The following is a 19,311-nucleotide window of genomic DNA, read 5'->3' as shown; positions in this document are numbered from 1 at the left end:
CCCGGAAACGGACGGGACACGCCCGTTTCTCGCTACTGGCAACAATTGCCACCTAGCGGCCGCCTTTCCCCCGAAGACGGTCGAGGTACGCCGCCATCGTGAGATCGCCCCTGCGGTGGGCGAGGACCCACGTGGGATCCAGATCGATCGTTCGCCGCCTCGCACCGTCGGGAGACGAAACGACGAGTTCGATCCGGTCGACGGAGCGGGCGAACCCATCGGGATCGTCGACGGCTGCGCTCAGCGCTTCGAGGACGAGCGTCAACTCATCGGTCGGTTCCCCGCCGTGGTCGGCCGTCGAGCGGAACGAGACGACGAGCGTTCCGCCGTCGGCCGTCGCGTCGCCGCGTTCGATGTCGTCACTGCGTACCGACCGCTTGAACGCCTCCGCGTCGAATCCGAGGTCGCCAGCCGACGGTCGATCGTTCGAACCGCCGGAACCGTCCGAAGAGTCGTCGGGCGAGCCACTCCCGCCGTCGGGCGAGTCAGCGGCCCCCGCCGAATCGGTCGGTGCGAGCGACCCGCCGTTCGGCGTTCGAGGGCCGTCGGTGCGCGAGTTCCCCGTCGCGAGATCGAGCAGCGACTGATACTGCCGACCCCGATCCGCCCGGTCGAGGCAACTCCCGAGGAGCGCGAGCGTCGCCGCACCGACTACCTGCAAAACGGTTCGTCTATTCATTTTCACCAGCTATAGGAGTAATTTACCAAAATTATTTCGATTTATGTACGATTTGAGACACTGGTGGGCACGCGAGTGACGATTGGGCACGAACTCGACGGGAGACCGGACGGAATCAGGCGCAGGGATTCGTCCGTTCGGCGACCGGCGACGCGCCCGATCAATCGGGTCTGTCGATCGAGACGAGGTCGTCGACCTCGGGAACGTCCGCTGACGCGTCGGCGATCTGCGTGAGACGGTGTCCGTGTTTCTCCATCGCGTACGTGGCGAGTTCGCCCGGCTGGAGCCCGACGGGGTCCCCCTCTGGGGCGAAGCGATCGTCTTCGGTGATTCTCTGGACCAGCGGAAGGAGGTCGGCGACGACCTCCTCGATCAGAGACGGCGCGATCTGGCCAGCGTCGACGAGCGACTTGAGCTGATTCATCCCGAAGCCGACGTGACGCCCCTCGTCGCTTCGAATACGGTCGAACCCCTCTACGAGGCCGGGAAGCTGTGGCAGGTCGTCGAACTCGCCGCCGAAGGAGCGACTCATGCCGTAGTAGCCGGTCTGGGCCAGGATGCCCTCGACCGTGAGGTGATAGTGACAGTACGCGAACGCGCGGTTCTCGGGCGTATCGTCCTCGAGGAGCCGGTCCATGGCCCGTCGATTCCGCTCGAACAGTTCGAGGTAGGCGTCGTCGAACCACCGCTCGGCCCGCGGACTCGTCCGCTCCCAGCCGAGGTGGTCCTCGACGCCCCAGACGACCGTCCGCCAGTACCGATCGAAGAAGTCGGCGTGCTTCGCCTCTTCGTAGAGCTGCGTGGTGAGGAACAGCTGGTCGTCGATATCGTCGAGGACGACGCCGAGCGGCGCCAGATCCTCAGTCACGGCGTCCTCGCCCGCCCCGAACTTGGCGATGCCGGTGACGAGCGCGTCCAGGTCAGCCCGGTCGAAGTCGTCGCCGTCGTCGGCGTAGGCGCACAGGTTCTCGAGATCGGTCTCCAGACCGATCTCGGCGGGGTCCCAGTGGCGCTCGACCGCGTTCCGGTAGTACCGGTTCGACCGCGAGTCGCGATCCATCAACTCGGTGGGACTGTACTCACGTTCCATGAGCGACCTTTGCCGGGCACACCATTAATCGTGGTGACGCCCAGGCCGACCCATCCTGAGGAGAGTAGTTTACGCAGTAGAGAGTCCAACTAGAGATGTGAGCGCCTCGGTCAGGGTACCGGACGAGACGGAATCCCGACTCGAAGAGCTTCAGGCTGAAAAACGGCCGGAGACGGTCGGACGGTCACACACCATTGTACCGACGCCTGTCCCATCGCGGTGATCTAGAAGCACGATATCGACGCTACTCTCAATTTAGACGTCACCTTCGATGATTCGTCGAGCGAACCGATTCGGCGACCGTCTGAGTCGCAATTGGTGTCACCCGCGTCGTAGGAGAGACATATGATCCGAGGTTTTATAGTGTTGATTGTGGAGCCTAGATTTCGTGATGTTACCAACAGGCACCGCCGATAGTGAACGGGGAGAGGTCTCCCGCCGGCACGTCCTCGGACGTGTCGGCGCCGCTGGCGTCGGAGCGACGGGGCTCACGGGAGCGACCGCCTCCGCTAACGCGGCCTGTGAGCCGCGCTGGCAGCCCGAAGCGTGCGCCGTCACCGTCGAGGACACACTACTGCTCGAGGGCTGCGGCGACGACGGCGGGACGACCATTCCGGCCGGCACGGAAGCGCTACTTCGGGACTACACCTGCTGTGGGGAGAACGACGTGTACTACTACGTCGAGTGGTGCGAAGCGGACTATCCCGATGGGTTGGTCGCCCAAGCAGCACTAGAGCGGACACCGTCCTGCTGTGGCTCCTGCTCGTTCCGGTGGCCGGTCGAAACCTGTGTCGCAACCACCGGCTTCAAGGTGCCCATCTACGAGGAAGAATGCGCCACGGATCCCCAGGCCGTCACGACGAGCGGCGCGAGGGGGATCGTCCACGAACGCGTCTGTTGTGAGGGGGACGGAGGCCTGGTTCCGCGCTACCTCGTCGAGTGGTGTACCGGCGAGTTGCCCCCTGGATGGGTCGACCAGTCGGATCTCACCGCGTCGAACGGTTGCTGCGGCGACTGCGAGCCCAATGGACGCCCGATACGTGCGTCGAGACCGCCGTCGACGGGGTCCCGATCTTCGAGGAGGCGTGCGTCGAAGAGCCGCTGGAGCAACTTCCACAGGGACTGCAAGCGACCGTTCTCGAAGGCGATTGTTGTGAGGGACCGGTCGGCCCGACGCCGGGATACTCCGTCGAGTGGTGTGACCCTGACCGTCCGGTCACGTGGATTCGACAGGCGGACCTCGTCGAATCGAGCGGCTGCTGCGGTGCGTGTGAACCGCGCTGGGACCCAGAAACGTGCGTCGAGACAGCGGCCGACGGAGTCCCGATCTTCGAGGAGGAGTGTGCCGGTGAGCCGTTCGAACACCTTCCCCAGGGGATGCAAGCCACCATTCTCGAGGGGGACTGCTGCGAGGCCGCGGCCGGGCCGACGCCGGGCTACTACGTCGAGTGGTGTGACCCAAATCTCCCCGTCTCGTGGATCCGCGAGGCGGACCTCGTCCAGTCGAGCGATTGTTGCGATACGTGTGAGTTCGAGTGGGACGTCGACGACTGCGTCCGGGTTCGTGTCGACGAACCGCCGATCTTCGACTCAGCATGCGCGACCGAACCGGTCTCAGTCGAAGCACGAGCCGTGATCGTCGACCGCCGCTGTTGCGAGGTCGACGGTGAGTTACGCCCGCGCTACGCGCTTGAGTGGTGCGACGCGACCCTTCCCGACGGGTGGGTCGACGGGGCGGTTGTGGTCGGGTCCGGCCGCTGTTGCGACTGTGACCTGGAGTTCGAACCGGGGCGGTGCGTCACCACGTATGGCTACAGCGTCTCACTCTACGATGAACCGTGCGCCGAGACGGCGACACAGATCCCGAAACGAACGAAGGGCGTCATCCGCGAGGGCACCTGCTGTGAAATCAACGGCGACCCCTGGAAGGGCTACTACGTCGAGTGGTGCGATCCAGATCTCCGTAACGGCTGGGTTGCAGACTACGCGGTGTTAGCGGCGGACGGCTGCTGTGACGATCCATAGCTCGATCGCCCGACCCGGACAGCCGCTCTACCTGCCGGAACCGAACGCCTGCGACGCCCTCGACGGACTGGGCCGTCACAGTCCGGTAGGTGGAAACCCGCAACGATCGACGCCGGGCCGTCGACGCGGGCACGACGGTCCGTCGGGCCGAACAGCCGATCGGCTTCTAGTCCGCGGCCGCGATCTCGACGTTCGCCTCGTCGGCTTTTCCGATCGCTTCGACCAGCAGTTCCGCGACGTCGACGATCTCGATATCGTCCTCGAAGCCGCCGGTCTTGCGACCGTCCTCGTACATCGTCATGCACATCGGACAGGCGACGACGAACTTCTCGACGGCCGAGCCGGCCTCGGTGTCTTCGAGGGCCTCGCGGAGGCGTTCTTCGCTCGGCTTCGGCTCTTCCTCGAAGTCCATCCAGAGGCCGCCGCCCCCGCCACCGCAGCAGAAGGAGTCCGCGCGGTTGCGCGGCATCTCGTGGAGGTCGGCGCCGGTCGCCCGGATGAGTTCCCGCGGGGCCTCGTACTCGTCGTTGTACCGCCCGAGGTGACACGGATCGTGGTAGGTGACCGTGTAGTCGAGTTCCGTGCCGGTGAGATCGAGTTTGCCTTCGGTGACGAGTTCCTCGATGGCCTGCGTCCAGTGATAGACGTCGATCTCCCCGTCTTCGTTCCACTCGTCGGTGTACTCGAACGGCATCATCGGATCGTCGGCGAACTCCTCGAAGTCGAGTTCCGGATACTCGTTCTCGAACGTGTTGTAGGAGTGGGGATCGGTACAGACGATCTTGTCGAAGTCGCAGTCCGCCCAGGTCTCGACGTGGTGACCCGCGAGTTCGACGTAGAGGAACTCCTCGCCGACGCGGCGGATGTCGTTGCCGTCGTACTTTTCGTCCTCGAAGAGGATACCGAAGCTGACGTCGGCTTCCTGTAAGATCGTCGCCAGCGAGCGCGCGACTTGCTTGTTCCGCTCGTCGTAACTCGGGTAGTCGCCGACGTACCAGAGATAGTCGACGGACTCCTCGCGAGCGTCCGTGAGGTCGAACTCGAGGTCGTCGGCCCAGTCGGCCCGATTGCGTGGGCTGTTCCCGAACGTGTTGCCGTCCTGCATCACGTTCTGGAAGACGTCCTGCATGGACGAGCGGACGTCACCCTGGTCGGTCAGCTGACGGTTGAGCTTGGTGAAGCTCTTCAAGTGCTCGATCTCGACGGGGCAGGCGTCCATACAGGCCATGCAGGCCATGCAGGACTCCATCGTCTCGCTATCGATGACCGACGTCCCGCCGTCGGCGACGATCGGCTGTTCGTCGGTCTCGCCGGCGTCGAGTTCCTCGCGATATTTCTTCAGGTCCAAGATGACGTTTCGGGGGTCGAGCGGGCGATCCGAGGCCTTCGCCGGACAGGCCGCCGAACAGCGACCGCACTTCGTACAGGCGTCCTGATCGAGCATCTCTTTCCAGGTGAAATCCTCGATGGACTCGGCGTTCGTCGCGTCCAGATCCGAGGGGACGTTCGGCAGGCGCTTGCCCGCCTTCTCGTCGCGCGTAATGACGTTCGCGAACGAGGAGAACATGTGGAACGGCTTGGCGTAGGGGATCCACGCGACGAAGAAGAAGGCGTTCAGCGAGTGGAGCCACCAGATCGCCCAGTGGACGTTCTCGACGTTGAACCCGCTCATGTTGAAGCCGGCCGCGTCCGGCCCGAGCGTCGACAGCCCCATTCCCTCGAACGCGAGTGCGAGCGCGTAGCCGACGAAACTGACGCGTTCGAACTCGGGGATGCCCATCGAGTAGATGCGAAGGCCCTCGAGCAGGAAGCCGCCCGCGCCGAGGAAGAAGAGCGTCCAGACGAAGACGTCGTCCTCGAGGGAGGTGTGGCGGTCGAGCAACCGGTGGTTGCCGACCCAGTACCGCCGGTAGATCGCCATCCCGAGCCCGACCACGAACAGCAGACCCATGGCGTCGACGATGAACTGATACGAGAGGTAGAACTCGCCGATCCAGACCGACGGCTGGTGTAAGATCTTCTGGACGGCATAATCGTCGACGAAGATGATCGCCGTCGCGATGAACAGCGTCAGAAAACCCCACATGATGAAGGCGTGCATCAGGCCGCCGTAGAGGTCGCGGTTGAACTGCTTCTCGTTCGTGAGGACGATCTTCGTGGCGTCGACGACGCGCTCGTGGATCTCGTCGACGCGCGGGAACGGATCTTCAGACGCGCGTGCGTACCGAACGAACCGGCTCACGAAGCCGTAGGCGAAGACGAGAATGGCGATCGTCGCGAAGAGGTAGAAGATCGCGTATTCGGTACTCGTGATCCCCCAGTACGTCTCGCGGGTCGCCTCGCTCGTCGCGAGGGGAACGGTACCGTCGAGAGCCCTGAACATGCCCTAGACCCCGGAAGGATCCCCCTTAACTCTTGTTACACCCGATCCACACACCCCACTCACGTCCGGCACCAATTTCCATCACATTGTGAGTTTCTACGCGTCGCACTCCGATCTCTACCCGGGTCCACCACACAGCAGTCCTAGGCGGCCAGCCATCCCGAACGAGACCGACTACTCAACACACCGAGACCGACTAGTTACTCCATCAGGACCGACCCGCCAACTCACCAGGACCGACCAGTAGGGACTGACCAGGACCGAGTTGTCAGGACCCACCAGGACCGAGCAGTCAGGGCCGACCAGCCGTCCGCCATCCCACGGTTGGACCTGGGCTCGTCGTGGCGGACCCGTTCGATTCGTGATGCGGGGGCGCCCGCGGCGTCGCCGAACGGTTCCACCAGGGGGTCAGGAAACCGAACAGTTAGGAGTCCGGCTTCGGAAGTGACCCGTAGTGATCGTCTCCGAGACGCACGTCGCGATCGGGCTGGCACTCTGTCTCGCCCTCGCGTACCTGGGCTCCGTGATCGATCGGGCCCGGTGGCGACGACGGGTGACCGATCGATTCGTCTACGGGGTTCCCTGGGGCACGGCGGTCACGGTCGTCGTCCTCTTCGGGTTCTACCTCGTCGCCCAGCACGGCCTCGACCACTGGGACCAGCCGCTCATCTACCCGTACATCTCGTGGTCGTACGGCTACCCGACGGGCCTCCTCACTGCCGGCGTCGCACACGGTTCGCCCGCGCACGTCGTCTCGAACGCGACGGCAACGCTCGTCTTCGGCGTGATCGCCGAGTACACGTGGGGTCACTACCCACCGTCACGGACGACGGGGGCGCAGACGCCACGGTGGAAACGGGCCCTGTCGACGCCGTGGGTCCGGGCACTCGTCGTCTTCCCGGGCGTCCTCGTCGCCATCGCCGTTCTGACGGCCGTCTTCTCCCTCGGGCCCGGGCTCGGTTTCTCCGGCGCCGTCTACGCCATCGTCGGATTCACGTTGCTCACCACACCACGGCTCGCTGTCGGCGGCGTGGTCGCGAGCTCCGCAGTCTCGGTCCTCTACGACGCCGTCACGAATCCAGTCGTCACTGAAGGGCTGGAAACGGGACCGCCGTCGCCGCCGAGCTGGGCCGGGGTCGGATTTCAGGCCCACCTCCTCGGCTTTCTCGTCGGTGCGCTCTGTGCGATCGCAGTCCTCCGACGGAGACGGGTCACACCCGCCGCAGACGCCGTCTTCGGCGGACTCGTCCTCGTCGGGCTCGTCCAGTCGCTCTGGTTGCTCGTCCTGCCCGGTGAGGCGGGCACGTACACGCTCTACCGGGGGATCGGCGTCACGTTCCTGTTCGCCCTCGCCGTTTTCACCGCCGTCGCAGCCGCCGGGAGCGACCGCCCGTTGCCACGTCCCGCCCGGCGGTTCGACTGGATCCCGAGCCGCAGACAGTTCGCGATCGTCTGGCTCGGTACGCTCACTATCGTCCTCGGATCGGTCGTCGCCTCGGTTCTACCGACAGGCGACGTGTCCGGCCTCACCCTCGGCATCGTCGCCACCGGATTCGCCCTGCTCGCCGTCCCGGCCCTGCCACCGCTCCTCCCGGATCGGGTGACTGGCGGCCCGACGAGCTACCGCGGAGCCGCGGTGCTCACGCTCTGTGTCATCACCGCCGTCGTCGCGCTCGTTGCCGTCCCCTACGGCTTCACCCTCGTGGACGGCCAACCCACCGGCACCGGCGCCGTGACGGTCGACGACTACACCGTCACGTACGAGGAGAACGCGAGTATCGACCGCACCGTCCTCGGATTTCCGGACGACACGACGAACACGAGCTACGGCGGTCTGCTCGTCGCGAACGACGAACTGGAGCTGTTCACCGTCGGCGAGCGAGCCGCCGTCCTCGAACACACGGGCGAGGCCACGGTGGCCGTCGGCGGCCCCGGCTGGTACGAAACTGTCCGCGCGGAACGATCGGGGTGGAACGTGCTGGGCAACGGTACCGCCTACGTCGTCGATCTGGCGGTCGACGGCGACGTGACTCGATCGTACAGCTCCGGTCCGGTCGGAACCGGTGTGCAGTTCACAAATGCGAGCGTACAGGTCGCCCCGACCGACGAGGGATTCACTGTTCGTATCTCGAACGACGGTGACACCACCTCCGTCCCGGTGCCAGAGGCGAACGCCTCCCGTTCCGTCGACTCGTTCGTCGTCAGGACCGACACCACCGGCGAGGTCGATCGGATCCTCGTCTCACGCGACGGCGTAACTGTCCCGATCGCCGAGCGTGAGACGTACTGATCCCGATGGACCCGCGGTAGTCTGTCATTACCAGGTCCACGGGACTGACCGCGTCCTTCAAGGACGTGTTTCGGTCATTCGTTTCGGTTACTGAATTCGTGTGAACCCTCGTCGAATCGGAGCCGTTTTACCACACCTCCCAGTCGGTGAAGCCATGACGGGGGACCTTGGGGTACGCATCGTCACCGAGATCGCAGATCGCGAAGGGGTCGATCCGACTGGCCTCACACCACCGCTACAGGACGTCGTCGACGTCGACGCACTGGAAGCGCTGTTCGAACCGACACCGACCACGGACCGAGACTGTGTGGGATCCGTCTCGTTCACGTACGTCGGGTACGAGGTCACCGTCGCCGCGGACGGGGCCATCACCGTCGAAAACGCACTCGACGCGCCATCCGCGCCCGAAGTCGGCCACGAGACGGCGGTCGAGTAGTCGGTCGTACGGACACGGGGCGACAGACCCCGTTCGACCGGTACTGCAGTGGTACCGAGAGGCCACCGAAGGGGTCACAGTGGCGAGTCTGTCGCACACCGCTCGCCGTATGCGGGCGTACGTGAGAGCCGCATCTGCGCCACCGGTTCGGGCGATGATCGAGGTCGAATCGGTGCATCACCGACCACCTCGGAGCGACGGCTGGGTGGTGTGAGAACGGCCGCGTGAATCGGCAAAATCCGCCGATTCACTTTTATGCGCAGTGGGACCGCGCGGATTTGAACCGCGGTCACGGGCACCCAAGGCCCGAAGTATACCAGACTAACCCACGGTCCCGTGTCCGATCTTTCTTGGGCAGCGCGTAAAGGGTTTCGTTTGTCGACGGGCGGTCAGTCGACACGCCCACCGAGGACTTGCTCGATGTCCTCGTCGGTCGCCTCCGAGAACTGACCGGATTCCCAGGGATACGCCGGGCGATCGGGTTCGGTTCCGACGTCCGAAAGCAGCGCAGCGACGTCGTCGTCCGTCGCCTCCGGGATCGAATCGGTCGCGCTCTCGTCGACGACGACCGCATCGAACACCTCACCGAAGGCTGCGACGATGCGATCGTCGTGACGAGCGGCGTCCAGGTGGAAGTGAGCGAGCGCGCCGACGGTTTCGAGACGTCGATTCAGGTAGTAGATGAACTCGAAGACGGTCTCCGGATCGCGCTGGCGAAGCAACGCGTCGAGTGAATTGAAACACACGCCGAGGTCTTCGTCGGCCCAGTGTTCGCAGAATCGGCTGATCGAGACGCCGATCGCCGAGAGATCCGTCGGATCCGCGACGGTGTCGACGGCGATCGGGCCGGTGAAATCCGGGGCCTCGCTCGACGCGCTCGCCCTGATGACGTCACCGACAGAGAGGAGGCCGACGGCAGCGTCGGTCGCGCGTACCGGCTTGTCGTCGCACGCCTCACCGGCGAACGAGACGCGGACGATAGCCGTCCGACCCGCGTCACAACACAGCGACTCGCAGTCCGCTGGTCGGCGCTGTGAGTCGTGCACCAGCAACACGTTGGCCGGTGGGTCGATCGCTGAAGACGGTGTGTGCTCCATGGGTCGGCGTGAGTTGCCCCGCGTTGTCACGACGTTCGGCGGAAGCGTCCTTTACCTTTCCGGCCAGAATCCGCCCGGATTCGGTCCACACATCGAAGATCGACTCCTGTCGGCGCGTGACTCGACCGACCGTCCGTTTCGACCTGCGGACCGATGAGTCAGACCGGAACTGTGGACGGACGGACACTGTCGAGACACCCGTGCTATAGTTCCTGATCGCGCAGTTCGATGTCGGCGACGAGGTCGTACGGGTGGGCCCCCTTGCGGATGCCGTCGAGTAAGGCGAACGCCTCGCCCGGATCGAGGAAGTGCTCCGTGATTACGCGACCCAGCGGTGTCGGTTCGAACCCATCGATGAAGTCGTACTCGAGGAGCTTGCCGATGGCGTGTTTCGTCGGGACGTCGCCCAGCATGCGGTCGTTGAGTCGCTTTGCGTCGCGACCGCCGACGGTGACGTTCGCCAGGGTTTCCTCGACGGCGGCGGCCTCGTCGTACGGCGTCGTCACCGGTTCCATCTCGCCTTTGAGAAGTTTGAAGGCGATCTCGTCCTCCGTCCCCTCCATCGAGTTGTGGTAGGTGGTGTCGGGTTCGACGAGGACGTAGACTTTCCCCTCGTCGTGGTAGTCCGGCCGGCCTGCGCGCCCGAGCATCTGGTGGAACTCCTGGACGGAGAGCCACTCGATGCCCATCGCCAGCGAATCGAAGACGACCTGCGAGGCGGGGAAGTCGACCCCGGCGGCCAGCGCCGCCGTCGTGACGACCGCCGCAAGCTCCTGGTCGCCGAACTTCCGCTCGACGGTCTTGCGTCGCCTGTAGTCGAGCCCGGCGTGATACGGCGCGGCGTCGTACTCGAGTTTCCGGGCGATCTCGTGACACCGACGCCGCGAGTTGGTGAAGATGATCGTCTGCCCGCGATAGCCTTTCGAGGATTTGGTGTCGAACTCGCGCGTTACGAGTTTGTTCTCGACGCGGACCTTCTCCTGCCCATCGGCGAAGGTGACGTGGCGCTCGATCGGCACCGGCCGCTCTTCGAACTCGATCACGGTGGCCTCCAGCGTCTCCCCGAGGTGCTCCGGGTTGCCGACGGTCGCCGAGAGGTAGATCCACTGCGCCCCCTCGTATCCACTTCGCTCCCTGGATCGGTTCTCGGTTACGTACTTCAGACGGGAGATGAGCCCGTCCAGGCGGTGGCCACGATCGGCTTCCTTCAGCGTGTGGACCTCGTCGATGACGACGGTCCCGATGTCGCCCATGTCTTTGTCGGTGCGAAGGGCGTGATCGATTCCCTCGTAGGTGCCGACGATCACGTCGGCGTTCGGGTCGAATCGGTTGCCAGAGTCCGCGATTCGACTCGCCCCGACGCGGATCGAGACGTCGACGAGGTGGCCGTACTCGTCCTCGAAGTCCTCGTGTTTCTGGTTGGCCAGCGCGACGAGCGGGACGAGAAAGAGCAGCTTCCCTTTACCCTTCAACGCGCGATCTATCCCGGCGAGTTCGCCGACCAGGGTCTTCCCGGTCGCCGTCGCACTCACGACGAGTTGATCCTGCCCCTCCAGTAGCCCGTTCTCGACGGCCAGGCTCTGGACCGGGAGCAAGGTATCGAACCGGTCCTCGAGCAGCCCCTGCAGATCGTCGTGCAGGGCGAGCGAGTCGACCGGTGCGAGATCCACCTCGTCGGTCGTCGCACTGATCGTATCGAACTTCGTCAGATCCGGATCGAGCTGCCCCTTCAGGAGGTTGACGATGCGCTGCAGGTCCTGGACATCCATCATGAGCTCTTCCAGGCGCTCTTTCGCCGCGCCGGTGACGCCGCCGGCGTACGATAGCTGGCGCTCGAGTTCCTGACGAGCGCAGTCACGACAGATCCAGTCGCGATCGTCCTTTACGGCCGTCTCCGTCGTCACGGGGGAGTAGCGCCCCTCTGACGCGCAGTACCGGCAGGTCCGAACCGCCTTGGCCTTCTCGTCGAGCTGGTAGCCGGCGAACATCGCCAGCAATTCCGATCGCTTCTCGGCCGACGTCTGTTCGGAGATCCGGATGCGCCCCGCCCGGCGGGCGATCTCGACGAACTCGGCGGGCTGTCGCGGTTCCTCGCTCGATCCTTGCTTCAGGCGGAACTTCGCGGGTCGGGGACCGGCCGAGGTCTCCGACAGGCCCAGCTTCGCGCGGAACAGCCGCTCGTCGTCACGGACGGGGATGACGAGATAGTCGTCACCCACCTGGTGGACGAAGAGGGTATCCACCGCCTGGAGCTGCTTCGACACGCTCGTTCGTAGCGGGCTGTGGTACTTGAGGGGTTCGGACCGAGACCAGACGGTCGAGCCCGCCGATCGAGTGACGCTTACGACGAATCGACGCCGAGCATCTCGGCGACCCACGTCCAGCGGTCGAGTTGCTGTTCGATCTCGATCGAGGTGGCCGTCCCCGCGCCGTGACCGGTCCCCTCGTCACCGCGAAAGCAGATCGGTGCGTCGCCCGTCGTCGCGGCCTGCACCCGGGCGGTCATCTTCCGGGCGTGCGAGGGGTGAACGCGCGTGTCTCCGGCGGCCGTCTGGAACAGCGTCGCCGGATACTCGGTCTCCGCGACGTTGTGGTACGGCGAGTACTCTCGCAGCCACGCGAACGCCTCGGGGTCGTCCGGCGAGCCGTACTCGGGCGTCCAGGTCGCCCCGAGCAGGAATTTGTGGAACCGGAGCATGTCGAGCAGCGGTACGGCGCAGACGGCGGCGCCGAACAGGTCGGGCCGACGCGTGATCGCCGCGCCGACGAGGAGCCCGCCGTTCGAACCACCCCAGGCCGCCAGCCGATCGGCCGTCGTGTATCCCTCGTCGATCAGGGCCTCGCCGACGGCCTCGAAGTCGTCGAAGACGTTCGTCTTTTGAGCCCTGTGGCCCGCTTCGTGCCACGCCTCGCCGAACTCCAGCCCGCCGCGCAGGCAGGCCACCGCGAAGACACCGCCGTCGGCGAGGAAGGGGAGGCGGTACTCGTCGAAGCTCGGTAGCAACGGGATACGGAAGCCGCCGTAGCCGTAGAGTACCGTCGGCGCGTCGCCGTCCAGGTCGATATCAGTCCGGTGAACGACGAAGACCGGGACCGACGTACCGTCCGGCGAGTCGGCCCACAGCTGGTCGACGGTCAGGTCCAGTTCAACGCGCGGGTCGCGGTTCGTCGGCAGTTCGGGTTCCTGCACGATCTCCCAGTCGTCCGACCCGGCTGCCGGTCCCGCGTCCGCGTGGACGATGCTCGGCGGTCGGTCGAACCCCTGAAGCGTGAAGAACGCCTCGTCGGCGTCTCTGCTGCCGCCGATCGCGTCGCGGCCGATGCCGGCGTGCTCGGGCAGTGTCAGTTCGTGGCGGGCCGTTCCGTCCGCGTCGTGGAGAGAGACCATCGATTCGGCGTCCCGGATCCGGTGGACGACCAGGCCGTCGCCGGCCGGTGCGACGTCGAACAGTACGTCGTCGCTCTCGGGGATCACGGTCTCGAACGAATCCAGGCCGCGTTCGTCCGACGGGATCGCCGCCGCGCCGCCGTCCACCAGATCGGTGGCGGCGACGCCGAGCAGCCGAAATCGCGGCGCGTCGTGATTCGTCCGGAGATAGACGTCGCCGTCGTGGACGAGCGGCACCAGCGACGCGTCGACGTCGGTGAGCAGCGGGACCAGTTCGCCGTCTTCGAGGACGTACAGTTCGGTGTCCGAGGCGAGTTCTCCCAGCGCGACCAGCACGAGGCCCGTTTCTCGGTCGACCTGGACGTTCGGCCAGCGGGACTCTGGGATGTCGTCGGTGACGGTGCGATCCGCCCCGCCATCGCCCATCTCGTGGTAGCGAATCGCCTTGTCCAGCAGTTCGTCGTCCGCCGCGGCACCCGTCGACTGGTAGTAGAAGCCCTCCCCCGTCCACGCCACCGAAACCTCGCCGCAACGGCCGACGCCGTCGACGCGGTCGATCACCTCGCCGGTCTCGACGTCGAGGACGCGCAGGTCGAACTCTTCGGTTCCACCGTCCATCAGCCCGTAGACGACGCGCTCCCCGTCGGGATCCGGGACGAACCAGCCGAGCGAGACCGTCTCGCCGAACTCGGCCGGGTCGACCAGCGTCCGCGGCTCGTCGTCCCGTTCCGCTCGAACGGTCAAGTGCGGCTGATCGGCGTCCGCGGTCTCGATCAACTGGAAGTACCGCCCGCCCCTGGCGACCGGCAGCTGGTACGTCGTGTGGTCGGCGACGCGTTCGAACTGTGGACGCAGGTCTTCGCGACGGTCGGTCTCGACGAACCCGTCGGTGTAGTCGTTCTGCGCTGCCTCCCACTCGCGAACGGCCTCGTCGTCACCTTCGAGCCAGCGGTACGGATCGACGATCTCCTCGCCGTGGAGTTTCTCCGTGACCGGGTCCCGCTCGGTCGGCGGCGGATTCGAACCTGTCGGGTGATTCATACGAACGCCTGCGTACGGACGCCTCAAGTAGACGTCGAAAGCGGTGGTTCTCCGGGCGACGATAGAAGGAACTACTCGACCAGTTCGATCGTGTCGTCCGCTTCGAGACCGCACAGCGGACGACACCGGCCTCGTCTTCGCCCAATCGGTCGAGACAGTCCACCACCGTCTCGATGACGACAGCCGACGTCGAAAACATGGTCCGTCTCGTGGTGGGACGAACGGTTCGAGACCCGACGGTTCGACCGACTGATTTGCTCCAGGCCCGTCGGGTCGACCGACTGATTCGCTCCAGGTCCGTCGGATCGTTCGCCGATTCGCTCCAGGTCCGGATCCGCTCGCTCACCCTCGGCTACCGGATCCCGGAGTATTTTGAGGGTAGACGCGATAGCTCGTGCATGGAGTACACCACCCTCGGCTCGACGGGCGTGGAGGTTAGCCGACTCTGCCTGGGTTGTATGAGCTTCGGGACGAGCGACTGGCGTGAGTGGGTCCTCGGCGAGGAAGAGTCCCGCGAGATCATCGAACGAGCGATCGACCTGGGGATCACCTTCTTCGACACCGCGAACATGTACTCCAATGGGGAGTCCGAGCGCGTGCTCGGGGACGTTCTCGCGGAGTACGACCGCGACCAGCAGGTCGTCGCGTCGAAGTGTTACTTCCAGATGGACGAGTCGAACCCGAACTCCGGCGGGCTCTCCCGGAAGGCGATCGAGCAGGAGTTAGAGCGTTCGCTGGAGCGGCTGGGGATGGACACGATCGATCTCTACCAGATCCACCGCTACGACGACGACACACCCATCGAGGAGACGCTCAGGGCGCTCGACGATGCCGTCCGGCGCGGGCAAATCCGCTACGCCGGTGCGTCCTCGATGTGGGCCTACCAGTTCGCCGACGCCCTCCACACGAGCGACCGACTGGGCCTGGAGCGCTTCCAGACGATGCAGAACCACTACAACCTCGTCTACCGCGAGGAGGAACGGGAGATGCTGCCCCTCTGTGAGCGAGAAGGCATCGGCGTCGTGCCCTGGAGCCCACTCGCCCGGGGCTATCTCACCCGACCGCACGAGGAGATCGACGCGACGACGCGCGGCGAGACGGAAGAGCACATGTACGAACACCCCTATCGCGAGGGCGGCGGGACGGAGATCAACGAGCGCGTCGCGGAGCTGGCCGCCGAGAAGGGCGTGACGATGGCCCAGATCGCGCTGGCGTGGCTGCTCCACCAGGACGCCGTCGACGCGCCGATCGTCGGAACGACGAGCGTCGAGCACCTGGAACAGGCCGTCGAAGCCCTCGAAATCGACCTCTCGGCGAGTGACCAGGCGTACCTGGAGGAACCCTACGAACCCGTGACTGTCTCCGGGCACGACTGATCGGTAGGGGTCGCGACGCGCTCACTCGACCAGTTCGATCGCGTCGTCGCCGTTGGGAACCGCACAGAGGAAGGCTCCCTCCTCGTCGCCCTCGTTTCGGTACCAGTGCGGGACGCCCGCCGGGATCAGCAGCGAGTCGCCCGCCTCGACCGTGAACTCCTCGTCGTCGACGCCGACGACGTACTCGCCAGCGAGGACGTACTGTTCGTGCTCGACTGCGTTCGTGTGTGTTGGCACCTCGGCGCCCGCGTCGAGGGTGAATCGGCGGATCGCAAAATTCGGCGCACCGTGGTCCTCGGCGATCAGGACGCCCTTCGCCAGGCCGTCGGCAGCGTCGACCGATTCGTACTCGATGTCGTCCGCACCTCGAATAAGCGGCTCGCTCATACCCGGTCGTCGGTGGCCACCGTCAAAAGATCGATCGATTTCGCGGGCTGTCCGATGGGACCGCAGGGCCGTGGCAGTGGGTGGTGTGGCACCACAGGGGGACGGCCGTGTGGCCGGGTGGTGGTGCGTCGCTACAACGGAACAGCCGTCGCTTGGAGGGTGGTGTTACACCATAGAGGGACAGCCGCTGCTCAGAAGGGTAAGTGCTGCAGTCAAGAGTCGATACCTCAGCGAATTCGCCTTACAGGCGCTCGACGTTCGTTGCGCGCGGGCCCTTGGGGGCCTGCTCGATCTCGAACTCGAGTTCCTGTCCTTCCTCAAGGTCCGGGCCGCCGATGTCTTCCATGTGGAAGAACACGTCGTCGTCCGCGTCCTCAGTCTCGATGAATCCGTAGCCGCCAGTGTCGTTGAAGAAATCAACGGTTCCTTTCGCCATTGCTTCTGAACGGAGGGGCTTCCCATTGATAACCTTTCCGACTCTGATCGTCTCGTTCGAACGGGGCAATAGATGGGTCGAAGCCACCAGTATCGGCGTTTGAGGGGGACGGAAATACTGTCTGCGATCACACAGAATCGGCGTCGCCGGGGACGAACCGATAGACGACCATCGCGACGACGTACGAAACCATGAAGAGGCCGAAGCCGACGACGAACCCGCCGAGTTCGTGCGTACCGATGCCGTCCGGATTGAGCAGGGCGAGGACGCCGAGACCGACGAGAAAGAGGGCGAACGTCGACGCTCCGATCGCGTAGTAAAACGCCTGGTCAGATTCGAAGAGGGCGCTCATCGACTAGTGGACTAGTCGCACGGCGGTGCTATAACGGTGGCGACGCGGCGGGCTCACAGCAGGCTCGCGACGGCGTCACGATGGGCGTCCGGAAGCGACTCCTGGATCGCCGACGGCTCGGTCTCACCGTCCAGGGAGACGAGGTACGTCCGCCCCAGGTCGTCGCCGTACGTGCCGTGGAAGTCGTAGACGAACCCGTAGACGGCGACGCCGTCGGGGATCTCGGGCGCGTCTCGGAGGAAGTCGACCTGCGCGTACACGTTGTACTCGACGAGCTGATCGCGAACATTTTCCTCGTCGATGTCGTCTGCGGGCGTGCCGTCGGCTGCCGCGTCCGTCCGGTCGTCTTCCAGGCCGTCCTCGACCACGGGGACCAGTAACTCGACGAATTTCGAGACGCCGAGCGGGCGTGGAGCCGGTTCGCCGCGAACGACGTCGTACGCCGCGGTCACCGCGCCGCAGCCGGTGTGGCCCACGACCGCCACCGCCTCCGTCCCGCAGTGGTGTATCGGATACAGGACGCTCCCGTTGACGATCCGCTCCCCGACGTCTGCGTCCCAGACCTGGTTGCCGATGTTGCTCGCCGTGAAGTGCGCTCCCGGCGTGTCGACGCTCCACATTCCCTCCTGGGAGACCCGCGAATCCGAACAACAGACGGAGACGACGTCGGGGGCCTGACCGTCCTGCACCACCTCGAACGTTCCATCGGGGACCTGTTCGACGTGCTCGTCGTTGCCGTCGAGCAACGCGGCGAGATGTTCGTCCATAGCGGAGGGATGAACGGGCGAGCCCAATAACGATTCGGCTCGGCACGATCGGTCCCACGAGACTCCGTGGGCACGGCAGTCGTCCGAGCGTCGACACTCGGAGCGACATCGATCACGGCTCGCGAACGCGTCACGCGTTCCGATACGATTTAGGCGAGGCGTCCGGAACCACCACACAACGAATGCTCGACCGGACCTACGTGCGCGAACACCCCGAAGAGGTACGGACAGCGCTTGCTAACAAAGGGGTCGATCTCGACCTCGACCGACTCCTCGCCGTCGACGAGGAGTGGCGCGAGCTCAAGGCCCGCGGAGACGATTTGCGTCACGAACGCAATCAGGTGAGCCAGCAGATCGGCGAACTCAAGCGCGATGGACGGGACGAAGAAGCCGAGGATGCTATCGAGCGCTCGAACGATCTGAAGACCGAACTCGAAGAGGTAGAACAGCGGGCCGGAGTCCTCGAAGCGGAACTCGAAGAGGGATTGCTCCGCCTCCCCCAGATCCCGGCCGACGAGGTGCCCGTCGGCGCAGACGAGAGCGAGAACGTCGAGCGCCGGCGCGAAGGGTTCGACGACTTGCGCGAGCTGCCCGGCGAGATCGTCCCACACTACGACATCGGCGAGGACCTCGAACTGATCGACTTCGAGCGCGGCGCGAAGGTCGCCGGTGGCGGCTTTCAGTTCCTCAAAGGCGACGGGGCCCGCCTGGAGCACGCGTTGATCCAGTTCTTCCTCGACGTCCACCGCGAGAGCGGCTACGTCGACGTCTTCCCACCGATTCCGGTCAACTCCGCCTCGATGCAGGGCACCGGCCAGTTCCCGAAGTTCACCGAGGACGCCTACCGGATCGGCGCTGACAACGACGAACCCTACGGCGACGACGACCTCTGGCTGCTCCCGACGGCCGAGGTGCCGGTCACCAACTTACACCGCGACGAGATCTTCGTCGACGAGGATCTCCCGCTGAAGTACGCCGCCTACTCGCCGAACTTCCGGCGCGAGGCGGGCGAACACGGCACCGAGACCCGCGGCTACGTCCGCGTCCACCAGTTCAACAAGGTCGAACTCGTCAACTTCGTCCGCCCGGAGGAGAGTGACGACCGCTTCGAGGGGCTGCTCGACGAGGCCGAAGAGGTCCTCCGCCGTCTCGAACTGCCATACCGAATCCTCGAGATGTGCACGGGTGACCTCGGCTTCACCCAGGCCAAGAAGTACGACATCGAGGTCTGGGCGCCGGGCGACGACATGGAGGAGGGACCCGCGGAGGGCGGGCGCTGGCTCGAGGTCTCCTCGGTCTCGAACTTCGAAGACTTCCAGGCCCGTCGCGCGGGCATTCAGTACCGCCCCGAACGCCACGAATCGGCCGAGTACGTCCACACGCTGAACGGCTCCGGCGTCGCCGTCCCGCGCGTGATGGTCGCCATCATGGAGTACTACCAGAACGAGGACGGCACGATAACCGTCCCCAAGGCGCTTCGACCCTACATGGGCGGCCAGGAGGTCATCGAGGGACACGACTCGGTCGGCGAGAGTGCATTGGGAGAAGGGGGCGACGACTGAGG

15 protein-coding genes and 1 tRNA gene are annotated in these 19,311 nt (G+C 65.2%); 5 read left to right on the top strand and 11 right to left on the bottom strand.

The genetic code is table 11. The features are described from left to right. Positions 1–52 precede the first annotated feature (52 nt). Both NO366_RS08215 and NO366_RS08210 read right to left on the bottom strand, forming a co-directional pair. Positions 53–679 carry a DUF8159 domain-containing protein gene (locus NO366_RS08215; RefSeq protein WP_256533842.1) on the bottom strand — a complete coding sequence of 209 codons (627 nt, stop codon included), beginning with the start codon at positions 677–679 and terminating at the stop codon, positions 53–55. 160 nt (positions 680–839) lie between these two features. After that, positions 840–1,769, bottom strand: a complete 930-nt coding sequence (locus NO366_RS08210; protein WP_256533841.1) for a ferritin family protein — start codon at positions 1,767–1,769, stop codon at positions 840–842. Between the two features lie 966 nt (positions 1,770–2,735). Between NO366_RS08210 and NO366_RS08205 the strand changes: the two genes are divergently transcribed. Beyond that, positions 2,736–3,794, top strand: a complete 1,059-nt coding sequence (locus NO366_RS08205) for a hypothetical protein (protein ID WP_256533840.1) — start codon at positions 2,736–2,738, stop codon at positions 3,792–3,794. A gap of 166 nt (positions 3,795–3,960) precedes the next feature. On the opposite strand, the gene NO366_RS08200 is transcribed toward NO366_RS08205, so the two are convergent. Next, entirely contained in the window at positions 3,961–6,177 is a 2,217-nt protein-coding gene (locus tag NO366_RS08200; protein ID WP_256533839.1) for a heterodisulfide reductase-related iron-sulfur binding cluster, read from the bottom strand. Between the two features lie 454 nt (positions 6,178–6,631). Here NO366_RS08200 and NO366_RS08195 point away from each other — a divergent pair, with 454 nt between their 5' ends. Together NO366_RS08195 and NO366_RS08190 are read left to right on the top strand one after the other, a co-directional pair. Next, the gene (locus NO366_RS08195; protein ID WP_256533838.1) at positions 6,632–8,467 is read left to right on the top strand and encodes a rhomboid family intramembrane serine protease; all 1,836 of its coding nucleotides are present in this window, start codon (positions 6,632–6,634) and stop codon (positions 8,465–8,467) included. 154 nt (positions 8,468–8,621) lie between these two features. Then, positions 8,622–8,903, top strand: coding sequence for a HalOD1 output domain-containing protein (locus NO366_RS08190; RefSeq protein WP_256533837.1), 282 nt, complete (start codon positions 8,622–8,624; stop codon positions 8,901–8,903). Positions 8,904–9,166: 263 nt separating this feature from the next. Here NO366_RS08190 and NO366_RS08185 read toward each other — a convergent pair. From NO366_RS08185 to NO366_RS08170, 4 genes are all read right to left on the bottom strand, one after another. Then, positions 9,167–9,239, bottom strand: a tRNA-Pro gene (locus tag NO366_RS08185). Positions 9,240–9,292: 53 nt separating this feature from the next. Beyond that, positions 9,293–10,000: a DUF7504 family protein gene (locus NO366_RS08180; protein ID WP_256533836.1), complete on the bottom strand. Its 708-nt coding sequence runs from the start codon at positions 9,998–10,000 to the stop codon at positions 9,293–9,295. Between the two features lie 203 nt (positions 10,001–10,203). After that, a complete protein-coding gene (locus NO366_RS08175) occupies positions 10,204–12,264 on the bottom strand; it encodes a DEAD/DEAH box helicase (RefSeq protein ID WP_256533835.1) in 2,061 nt (686 codons plus the stop codon). 77 nt (positions 12,265–12,341) lie between these two features. Further along, a complete protein-coding gene (locus NO366_RS08170) occupies positions 12,342–14,429 on the bottom strand; it encodes a prolyl oligopeptidase family serine peptidase (protein ID WP_256533834.1) in 2,088 nt (695 codons plus the stop codon). A 398-nt stretch (positions 14,430–14,827) separates the two neighbouring features. Between NO366_RS08170 and NO366_RS08165 the strand changes: the two genes are divergently transcribed. After that, positions 14,828–15,805, top strand: a complete 978-nt coding sequence (locus tag NO366_RS08165) for an aldo/keto reductase (protein ID WP_256533833.1) — start codon at positions 14,828–14,830, stop codon at positions 15,803–15,805. 21 nt (positions 15,806–15,826) lie between these two features. Here the strand turns inward: NO366_RS08165 and NO366_RS08160 are convergent, their stop codons facing one another. From NO366_RS08160 to NO366_RS08145, 4 genes are all read right to left on the bottom strand, one after another. After that, entirely contained in the window at positions 15,827–16,192 is a 366-nt protein-coding gene (locus NO366_RS08160) for a cupin domain-containing protein (RefSeq protein ID WP_256533832.1), read from the bottom strand. Positions 16,193–16,433: 241 nt separating this feature from the next. Next, complete coding sequence (locus NO366_RS08155) at positions 16,434–16,628, bottom strand: cold-shock protein (RefSeq protein WP_004267330.1); 195 nt, start codon at positions 16,626–16,628, stop codon at positions 16,434–16,436. A 127-nt stretch (positions 16,629–16,755) separates the two neighbouring features. Then, positions 16,756–16,980: a hypothetical protein gene (locus NO366_RS08150; RefSeq protein ID WP_256533831.1), complete on the bottom strand. Its 225-nt coding sequence runs from the start codon at positions 16,978–16,980 to the stop codon at positions 16,756–16,758. 53 nt (positions 16,981–17,033) lie between these two features. Continuing rightward, positions 17,034–17,747 carry a carbonic anhydrase gene (locus NO366_RS08145; protein ID WP_256533830.1) on the bottom strand — a complete coding sequence of 238 codons (714 nt, stop codon included), beginning with the start codon at positions 17,745–17,747 and terminating at the stop codon, positions 17,034–17,036. Between the two features lie 182 nt (positions 17,748–17,929). Between NO366_RS08145 and serS the strand changes: the two genes are divergently transcribed. Beyond that, positions 17,930–19,309, top strand: a complete 1,380-nt coding sequence (serS, locus tag NO366_RS08140) for a serine--tRNA ligase (protein WP_256533829.1) — start codon at positions 17,930–17,932, stop codon at positions 19,307–19,309. Positions 19,310–19,311 lie beyond the last annotated feature (2 nt).

The sequence above is a fragment of the Halovivax cerinus genome (genome assembly GCF_024498195.1).
Taxonomy (GTDB): Archaea; Halobacteriota; Halobacteria; order Halobacteriales; family Natrialbaceae; genus Halovivax; species Halovivax cerinus.
Note: the sequence above shows the minus strand (reverse complement) of the source record. Positions and strands in the feature narration are given on the sequence as shown.